The sequence below is a fragment of the Sulfurimonas sp. hsl 1-7 genome (assembly GCF_030577135.1).
Taxonomy (GTDB): domain Bacteria; phylum Campylobacterota; class Campylobacteria; order Campylobacterales; family Sulfurimonadaceae; genus Sulfurimonas; species Sulfurimonas microaerophilus.
In genome coordinates, this window is the sequence record NZ_JAUIRR010000007.1 from 40,471 (window position 1) to 46,881 (window position 6,411).

Sequence of the window (6,411 nt, forward strand, 5' to 3'; positions counted from 1 at the left end):
AAAGTTTAACCACATATTAATTTTTTCACTTTTGAAATATCTTTGAATTCATTTTTCTCTATCTTCTCAATTATCTCTTTATATCTTTTTTCATCTTCTAAAACTAAAACCACACTGAGCTCTTTTAAACTTTTTAATTTCGATATTTTTGCACATAAACCGAGTTCTTTCTTCCCTGCTTCTTTGTCTCGTTTAAACTTAATCTTAGCTACTAAAAAGCCGGCTATAAATGTCAAAAAATAATATAGATACTCTTTTTTTAATTCTATCTTGTTCTCTTTTGGTGTATCTAAAAGTTCCTCTTTTTGAAAACTACTTTTTTTAACATCGATTTGTGTCTCTTGGATCTGAAGTGTTTTTAATGCAGCTGATTTAAGATCGTAATAGTGCAGTTGTTTCATAGGGATAGAAAATCCTTTCTCACCTACAAAAGCAAACTTTTGACTCCAAGTGCCTTCGTAACCGTTTTTAGTCAATTTTACGTTTAACTCCGGTTCCTCTTGAAATATTTTTACACCTTTGATCTCAAAACTAAAAGGTTGCAGTTTTTCAAAATTCCCTTCTCCGCTGATAAGAATCTCAAGATGGTAAGGTTCAAACTGACTCACTTTTGGTTCATCTTGGTTTACTTTTAAAGAAAAATTCCCTACAAGAGCTTGGTTTACATCCTTGACATCCAATACAATAGGCTCAAGCGGTAGTGTTTTGATCGAATACTCTTCATATACAGCATTATCACGCCCTAAAACTGTATTTTCGATCGAATCCTTATTTGTCTTTTTCATTCTGGCTTCAAGATTCAAAGAAAACTTTCCACCTTTTTTTACATATAATACAAATTCAAAACTGTTTACCCTATGATTCTCAACAATATTCTCTGTCTCACTTAAAAGTTTGACTGTGTAGTTCTCATTATCTGTTACAGGATTAAACTCGATCACATACAACTCTGATTTATCACTAAATACACACTCATATTTAAAATAAACCGCTTCATTAGTTACAACATCTTTTTTATCCAGTTCCAAGTTCCATGTGTATGTACTTGCTTTTAAAGCAGCACTCAACAGAAAAAACAGTATAAGTACTCTACCAAGGTTTTTTTTCACTAACACCCCTTTTATTAATCAATTCATATTGCGTTGAACTCAGCTTAGATTTTGAACCGCCTAGGTCCATCTTTGCAAGTGAAGATTTTATCTTCTTCCCTCCATCACCTGCACCGCTCGAAGAGCTCTCTATCTTCATGTTTGAGCCCCCTCCGCTTTTAGCACTTTGCGAATTTTTTCTTTCGCTTGCAAGCTCTTTATTTTTCTTCGATTTTTGCATCCCTGTACTCATCTCAGTATTATCAGCTGCACCTTTTATATGCTGCAGGTTTTCATCCGCTTCTTTTGAATACATAAGAGTTAAAGACTTCAAGTATTCCACCCTTGCCTTTGTAAACTGCTTTAAACGGACAAAACAATTTCCTTTATTGTAGTACACAATCGCTTTTATCTTGGGACTGCTTGATTGAACAAGAGAAAAGTCACCTATTGCATCTTCATATTTCCCCTCTTGATAGTTGCTCACGCCCCTTTCAAAAGCCAGGTAATTTTCATTCTTTACAAAATCCAAAGCACTCGCTTGCATCTCTATACCAAAAAGTAAAAAGAGTGGAAGCAGATACTTTTTAAGTGTCGTAGTCGCTACTAAAAACAAGATCAAAGCAATTGCAACAAAATAGTAATACAATTCTTTGTTTTGAACGATCGTATTCTCCTGCATAAAGTTTTCATCTCGCTGCGCACTTAAAGCATCTTCAATAGAAGAGAGCTCTTTTGTATAAATACCACCCGTGGCACTGCTTAAACTCTCTATGGCACTATTTTCACGGCTTACTACAATATCTCCGTTTTCATCTTGGAGTAATGAGCCATCTTTTGTTTTTAGCGTACCTCCAAAACTTGTAGCACTCATAAATATGTTTACTATCAAATTATTCTCTTTGGCAAAAACGATCTCTTTTGAAAACTCTTTTTGATCACCTCCGTCACTAAAAAGAACGACACTCACTTTTTTCGCACTTGAGATCTTTCTTGCAAGTTCTAATGCAGGTAATACGGAACTCCCTTTTGTCAGGATCATATTTTGATCAAGTGAGCTAAACAGATGCAAAAGCAACTCGCTGTCTTGTGTCAGCGGGGAGAGGATAATCGCATTTGTAGTAAAACCTACTACACCAAAACGGCTCTTATGCTCATTCTTGACTAACTTTTCTAATTGTTGCTTTGCAAACTCCAGACGAGTCGGTTTGATATCATCTGATTGCATCGAGTATGAGAGGTCAATTCCCAAAACCACATCACTGAGTAACTCCTCGGATTTAATAGGTTTTTCTTCTATCACAGGTCTTGCAAGTGCTATAACAAGTAAAATGAAACTCACTACATATGCCAGCATTCTAAAACTTGAAAACTTTAAATCGTTTTTCACTAAGGCTACTACCAGAAACAACATCAGCCAAAAATATTCAGGACTTAAAAAATTCATCGTTTACTCTCCCGAAAGATCAAGTATAGAAGTAAAGCGATTGCTATCAATAAAACACTTTGATAAAGATAATCTTTTACTTTATACTGGCTTGATTTGATTTTTGAAGATTCTAAACTGTCTATCTCTTCATATATACTCTGCAATTCCGTAGCATTTTTAGCAGAGAAAAACTCCCCTCCACTTTTTTGTGCTATATGTTTCATTAAAGCGGAATCAGCCTCCCCTATCGCTATAGTGTATATCTTTATATTTTGCTCAACTGCAAGCGCTACACCCTCTTTTGGTGAAACTCTTCCGCTATTGTGTTCCCCGTCACTTAAAAGGATGATAACCTTGCTTTTTGCTTTTGAATGTTTAAAGGCTCGAACACTCATTGCAATCGCTTCCCCTATTGCGGTATTTTGTCCGGCCATCCCTTGTGTGAGATACTCTAACATCTCCACTACGACATTTTTCTCGTAAGTGATCGGGGAGGCGATAAAAGCGAAATCTCCATAAAGGACTACACCGACATTATCATTCACTCGTTTTTTGATAAACTCTTTAGCTAGATATTTACTCAGATCAAATCTACTGACATGTAAAGAGTCTTTAAATGCTTGTTCAAATGCTTCATCATCTTTTAAAAAGCCGCTTGCATTCATTGAACCGCTTCCATCAAGTGCTAAAACTATATCTTTACCAAACCTATTGTTTGGATTTGTTTTATCTACCTTGATGGGTGATGTTAATGTTATCAGTAATAGTACAAAGATAAGTACCTTTAAAAAAGACTCAATTTTAAAAAATCTTCTTCCTGACCTTAAAAGATGCAGATGTACAAAATATCTTTGTTTTATATGCTCTTTACATCTATATAGACACCATAAGATTGGCAACAATAAAAATATTAAATATGGGTATTCAAAATCATAGTAATTCATTAATGCTATTTTAGCGAAAACAACCTTTTTTAAAAAAATTAATATTTTTTTCTAAAAACCCTTGACATATAATTTCTTTTTGTCTATAATTCCAGCCTCTTAAATGAGAGAAACAAATGTCTCGTTAGCTCAGCTGGTAGAGCACGTCACTTTTAATGATGTGGCCGATGGTTCGAATCCATCACGGGACACCATTTACTACTATTGTTGGCCCCATCGTCTAGCGGTTAGGATCCATGGTTTTCATCCATGTTACCGGAGTTCGAGTCTCCGTGGGGTCACCATCTTTTTTATTAAAAACAATCAATTAAATTCTTTTGAAAACACAAACAAAACATCATGAATTTTTCACTAATATTTTAACTATTTTAAATCATAATCTATCGGTATTGTTAACGTCAATTCCTCATCAGGTTTTGGTAGTTTTTTATCTAAGTTTTCTATCGTTTCTCTAGCTGCACGTGAGAGTATCTCATAATCACTGTTTAGTACTTCAATATTTGAGATATCTCCATTTGTAGAGAGTGTAAACTTTATCTTCACTATCCCTTCCAATCCTTGTTTTCTAGCACGTCTTGGATAGTATAGATTTTCTTTCAACAAAGAAACTATTTCTTCGAGATGCAAAGAGATATAGTCATCCTCTTTATTTGTTACTTTTTTCTCCACGACAACCTCTGTTGCACAATGGGTGTCTGGAAGCTCTTCTTGGACACTCTGAGAGGCCTGTGTGGCATTTTTATCTGCTTGAACTACTTCTGGAGTGCTTTGTAGCTTTTCTGCCGTTTTAGCCTCTTCTATCCTCTTTGGTTCTTGTGTTTGAACAACAACCGTTTCTTCTCTCTTTGGCTCTATTTTCTTAACAACTTTTTTTTCTTCTTTAGGCACTGTTTTTTGAACTAGTTCTTTCTTTTCGAGAGGCTTTTGAGTTTGTTTATTTGTTTCTACAGTATTAAGATTGATTTTGGTTGTACAACAGGCACAAAGATGTTCTGCTTGTCGGGATTGCAAGATAGTTTTATATGAGACAAATATTACCACTGCCAATACTGTATGTATCAACAGTGATATGAGAAAAGATTTAGAATATCGCAAGAACTTTTAACTATATAGCGCGTTTAAATTCAGGGTATGCTTCCACACCCACCTCTTGAACATCAAGCCCTTCGATTTGTGCTTCATCTTCAGCACGGAATCTTATAACTTTGTTTATGATGTACAATACAACAAATGAAGTTACAAATACAAAAACTGCAACTACAGCCACACCTTTAAGTTGTGCCATAAACGATACATCTGCTGCAAAGATACCTACCGCTAAAGTCCCCCAGATACCATTTACTAAGTGAACCGAAAGCGCACCAACAGGATCATCGAGACGCAGCTTATCAAACATTGGAACTGCAAATACAACCAATGCACCACCGATAGCACCGATAAGTATAGGTGTATACATATCATAAAGATCAGGTCCTGCAGTGATAGCAACAAGCCCGCCTAGAGCACCGTTTAAGATCATTGTAATATCTAAGAGTCTATATCTAATATACATTAAAATTCCTGCAAGAAGAGCACCTGCTAAACCTGCAGTGTTTGTATTCATAATCGTTTTTGCAACGGCATCAGCATTTTCAACACTAGAGATTGAACCGACACTTCCGCCGTTAAATCCAAACCACCCGATCCATAGCAACAATGCACCAAGAACTACTAACGGAATATTAGATGCAGGGATAACTTTAATCTTACCGTCTTTATATCTTCCATGACGCGGTCCCATAATCATAATAGCAGCTAAAAGTGCCCAGCCGCCTGTAGAGTGAATAACTGTAGAACCTGCTAAGTCATACATCTCTATATCTAACATTGTACCCGCTAAGATATCTGCACCCCAACTGATATTTACAACAACAGGGTAGATAAGACCAGCCATAACAACCGTAAAAAACATTAAAGGTATTATGCGAACTCTCTCACTTACACCACCACTCATAATATTTACCGTTTTACCGACAAAAGCCATTTGAAATAAAAATGCTGCCCATATACTCATAGACGTGCTTTCCCACGATCCAAAAGCTACTGTATAACCTACCAATAGAAACATTAACGAAGCTACTGCATATATCATCGTATTTACCGTAAGTACGGAAGAAACATTTTTAGTACGAACAAGCCCAGCCTCTAGCATAGCAAACCCTGGAACCATGAAAATGATTAAAACCATTGAGAAAAGTGCGAAGAAAGTATCTAAAATATACTTTAGATCTAGTTCTGACATATATACCCTTTTTAAATAATTGGGTAAGTGTAACAAAAAGAAGATTTTTTTTTAATTAAATAATTTTTAACGGAGGGGTTTTTGCATATGCAAAATGCATATGCAGTGTAGAATTGTTCAAGACAACTAGATAGCTTCGTTATCCTCTTCACCTGTACGGATTCTGATAATTTTATCTACATCACTTACGAAGATTTTACCGTCACCGATTTTTCCAGTACGAGCAGCTTCTACAATTGTACTTACCGTTTGGTCAACCATCTCATCAGCTACAACCATATCCATTTTGATTTTCGGTAAGAAATCTACTACATACTCAGCACCACGGTAAAGTTCAGAGTGCCCTTTTTGACGACCGTAACCTTTTACTTCACTTACAGTCATACCAGTTACACCAATCTCTGCTAGTGCATCTTTCACATCTTCTAATTTAAATGGTTTGATAACCGCTTCTACTCTTTTCATATCTAAAAACTCCATTCATTTCTTCGAAGAGCTTTGTTAGCTCTTCTTTCGATTTTAAAATTGTAACCACTTTTATGGTTTAAATCAACTACTTTATATGTTTAATACTTTTTCGCCATGAACAGCTTCATCAAGACCAAGTTGTTCAGTTTCATCATCAACTCTACCACCACCAGTGATTGCAGCTGCGATATAGTAAACGAT

General features: G+C 35.6%; 6 protein-coding genes and 2 tRNA genes. 2 read left to right on the top strand and 6 right to left on the bottom strand.

The window, feature by feature from the left end:
• Positions 1 to 5: 5 nt before the first annotated feature.
• Genes QWY88_RS11390 through QWY88_RS11400 form a run of 3 tightly spaced genes read right to left on the bottom strand, consistent with a single transcriptional unit; the run spans position 6 to position 3,461 of the window.
• On the bottom strand, positions 6 to 1,109 hold the full coding sequence (locus QWY88_RS11390) for a hypothetical protein (protein ID WP_304546522.1): 1,104 nt from the start codon (positions 1,107 to 1,109) through the stop codon (positions 6 to 8).
• Positions 1,090 to 2,535 (bottom strand): vWA domain-containing protein, encoded by a 1,446-nt coding sequence (locus QWY88_RS11395; RefSeq protein ID WP_304546523.1) that lies wholly within the window; start codon positions 2,533 to 2,535, stop codon positions 1,090 to 1,092. The genes QWY88_RS11390 and QWY88_RS11395 overlap by 20 nt, the downstream gene beginning before the upstream one ends.
• On the bottom strand, positions 2,532 to 3,461 hold the full coding sequence (locus tag QWY88_RS11400) for a VWA domain-containing protein (RefSeq protein WP_304546524.1): 930 nt from the start codon (positions 3,459 to 3,461) through the stop codon (positions 2,532 to 2,534). Before QWY88_RS11400 ends, QWY88_RS11395 begins: the two co-directional genes overlap by 4 nt.
• A 118-nt stretch (positions 3,462 to 3,579) precedes the next feature.
• On the opposite strand from QWY88_RS11400, the gene QWY88_RS11405 reads away from it, so the two are divergent.
• Positions 3,580 to 3,655 (top strand) — tRNA-Lys (locus QWY88_RS11405).
• A 15-nt stretch (positions 3,656 to 3,670) separates the two neighbouring features.
• Positions 3,671 to 3,745 (top strand) — tRNA-Glu (locus tag QWY88_RS11410).
• 79 nt (positions 3,746 to 3,824) lie between these two features.
• On the opposite strand, the gene QWY88_RS11415 is transcribed toward QWY88_RS11410, so the two are convergent.
• The 3 genes from QWY88_RS11415 to QWY88_RS11425 form a co-directional block, all read right to left on the bottom strand.
• Positions 3,825 to 4,472: an energy transducer TonB gene (locus QWY88_RS11415; protein ID WP_304546525.1), complete on the bottom strand. Its 648-nt coding sequence runs from the start codon at positions 4,470 to 4,472 to the stop codon at positions 3,825 to 3,827.
• A gap of 94 nt (positions 4,473 to 4,566) precedes the next feature.
• Positions 4,567 to 5,742: an ammonium transporter gene (locus QWY88_RS11420; protein WP_304546526.1), complete on the bottom strand. Its 1,176-nt coding sequence runs from the start codon at positions 5,740 to 5,742 to the stop codon at positions 4,567 to 4,569.
• Between the two features lie 126 nt (positions 5,743 to 5,868).
• Positions 5,869 to 6,207 carry a P-II family nitrogen regulator gene (locus QWY88_RS11425; protein ID WP_304546527.1) on the bottom strand — a complete coding sequence of 113 codons (339 nt, stop codon included), beginning with the start codon at positions 6,205 to 6,207 and terminating at the stop codon, positions 5,869 to 5,871.
• Positions 6,208 to 6,411 lie beyond the last annotated feature (204 nt).